Source organism: Streptomyces sp. NPDC006265 (assembly GCF_040613555.1).
Classification (GTDB): Bacteria; Actinomycetota; Actinomycetes; order Streptomycetales; family Streptomycetaceae; genus Streptomyces.
This window is the reverse complement of sequence record NZ_JBEXSH010001076.1, coordinates 1-2641: the sequence shown is the minus strand read 5'-3', so window position 1 is coordinate 2641 and position 2641 is coordinate 1. Positions and strand designations below refer to the sequence as shown.

Annotated in this window: 1 protein-coding gene and 1 pseudogene; both read left to right on the top strand. The window is 71.6% G+C overall.

Annotated features, from left to right (window positions below; genetic code table 11):
- Positions 1-116: 116 nt before the first annotated feature.
- Positions 117-2348, top strand: a complete 2232-nt coding sequence (locus tag ABZ281_RS45415; RefSeq protein WP_356664241.1) for an RNA degradosome polyphosphate kinase — start codon at positions 117-119, stop codon at positions 2346-2348.
- Positions 2329-2641: pseudogene (locus ABZ281_RS45410) on the top strand (hypothetical protein); the annotation flags it as partial. The gene ABZ281_RS45415 and the pseudogene ABZ281_RS45410, both read left to right, overlap by 20 nt.

The window sequence follows — 2641 nt, the reverse complement described above, 5'->3', positions numbered from 1 at the left end:
CGCCGCCGCAGGAGTGTCCCCCGTGGTGTCCGCCGCCGGAGGAACCGGAGTCTCCTCCGCTCCCGCCCGCGCTGTCCGACGCGCCCGTGATGCTCGCGGCGCGGAAGAATGGGTCCATGAGCCAGCCGAACACCCAGGCACAGGTCCAGCACGCGCAGCCCTCCGTGGGCTCCATAGCCGCCCACCGCCCGCACACGGTGGCGGCGGCGGTCTCCGATCTGGAACCGGACATCGACGCCGACCTCGACGGGTACGAGGAATCGCCGTACGACGGGCCCCAGCTGCCGCAGGGCCGCTTCCTCGACCGGGAGCGCAGCTGGCTCGCGTTCAACGAGCGCGTGCTCGAACTCGCCGAGGACCCGAACACGCCCCTGCTCGAGCGGGCCAACTTCCTCGCGATCTTCGCCAGCAACCTGGACGAGTTCTTCATGGTCCGGGTGGCCGGTCTGAAGCGCCGCATCGCCACCGGCGTGGCCACCCGCTCCGCCTCCGGCCTCCAGCCCCGCGAGGTGCTGGAGATGATCTGGGCCCGCTCCCGCGAGCTCATGGCCCGGCACGCCGCCTGCTACCACGAGGACGTCGCCCCCGCACTCGCGGAGGAGGGCATCCACCTGGTCCGCTGGAACGAGCTCCAGGAGAAGGAGCAGGCCCGCCTGTTCACCCTGTTCCGGCACCAGATCTTCCCCGTGCTGACCCCGCTGGCGGTCGACCCGGCCCACCCCTTCCCGTACATCTCCGGCCTCTCCCTGAACCTGGCCGTCGTCGTACGGAACCCGGTCACGGGCCACAAGCACTTCGCCCGGGTGAAGGTGCCGCCGCTGCTGTCCCGCTTCCTGGAGAGCTCCCCGGGCCGCTACGTCCCCATCGAGGACGTCATCGCCGCCCACCTGGAGGAGCTGTTCCCGGGCATGGAGGTCCTGGAGCACCACGCCTTCCGCCTCACCCGCAACGAGGACCTGGAGGTCGAGGAGGACGACGCGGAGAACCTGCTCCAGGCCCTGGAGAAGGAGCTCATGCGGCGCCGCTTCGGGCCGCCGGTGCGCCTGGAGGTCGAGGAGTCCATCGACCGCGAGGTCCTGGACCTGCTGGTGCGCGAGCTGAAGATCGGCGAGGCCGAGGTGTACCCGCTGCCGGGCCCGCTGGACCTCACGGGCCTGTTCCGGATCGCCTCCCTGGACCGGCCGGAACTGAAGTACCGCAAGTTCGTCGCCGGCACCCACCGCGACCTCGCCGAGGTCGAGTCGGCGTCCGCGCCGGACATCTTCGCCGCGCTGCGCGAGCGGGACGTGCTGCTGCACCACCCGTACGACTCGTTCTCCACCTCCGTCCAGGCCTTCCTGGAGCAGGCGGCGGGCGATCCGGACGTCCTCGCGATCAAGCAGACCCTGTACCGGACCTCCGGCGACTCCCCCATAGTCGACGCGCTCATCGAGGCCGCCGAGTCCGGCAAGCAGGTCCTGGTCCTGGTCGAGATCAAAGCCCGCTTCGACGAGCACGCCAACATCAAGTGGGCGCGCAAGCTGGAGGAGGCCGGCTGCCACGTGGTCTACGGCCTGGTCGGCCTGAAGACCCACTGCAAGCTGTCGCTGGTGGTCCGCCAGGAGGGCGAGACGCTCCGCCGCTACAGCCACGTCGGCACCGGCAACTACCACCCGAAGACGGCCCGCCTCTACGAGGACCTCGGCCTGCTCACGGCCGACCCGCAGGTCGGCGCGGACCTCTCGGACCTCTTCAACCGCCTCTCCGGCTACTCGCGCCGGGAGACCTACCGCCGTCTCCTCGTCGCCCCCAAGTCACTGCGCGACGGACTGGTCTCGCGGATCGCCAAGGAGGTCCAGCACCACCGTGCGGGGCGTCCCGCGCACGTCCGCATCAAGGTCAACTCGATGGTCGACGAGGCCGTCATCGACGCCTGCTACCGCGCGTCCCAGGCGGGCGTACCGGTGGACATCTGGGTGCGCGGCATCTGCGCGGTGCGCCCGGGCGTGGCGGGCCTGTCGGAGAACATCCGGGTCCGCTCGATCCTCGGCCGCTTCCTGGAGCACTCCCGGGTGTTCGGCTTCGGCAACGGCGGCGAGCCGGAGGTGTGGATCGGCAGCGCCGACATGATGCACCGCAACCTCGACCGCCGGATAGAGGCCCTGGTCCGGGTGACCGACCCGGCCCACCGGGCAGCCCTCAACCGGCTGCTGGAGACCGGCATGTCCGACTCCACCGCCTCCTGGCGCCTCGGCCCGGACGGCGACTGGACCCGGCATGCGACCGACGCGGACGGACAGCCCCTGCGCAACGTCCAGGAGATGCTCATAGACGCCCGGAGGCGCCGGCGTGGCACAGCGACACCTTGACCCGACGGATCCCCGAGCCGGGCACGCCGGTCCCGCCCCCACCGGTGACGCCCTCGCGGGCTATCTGCGGGCCCAGGCCACGGAGTTCCTCCGAGCGCTGCGTCTGCACCGGGAGACTGGGTCGGGGGCGGGCGGCTCGGAGGGGTCCGCCGAGGCGGCCCGCGCCCTGCGCCGCTCGGCCCGGCGCGTCAGCGCCGGCCTGCACACGTTCCAGTCCCTCCTACTGAACGTCCTCGGCCTCATCCTGTCCGCCGTGCTGCTGGCCATGGCCTGCGTCAAGGCGGACCGGGTCC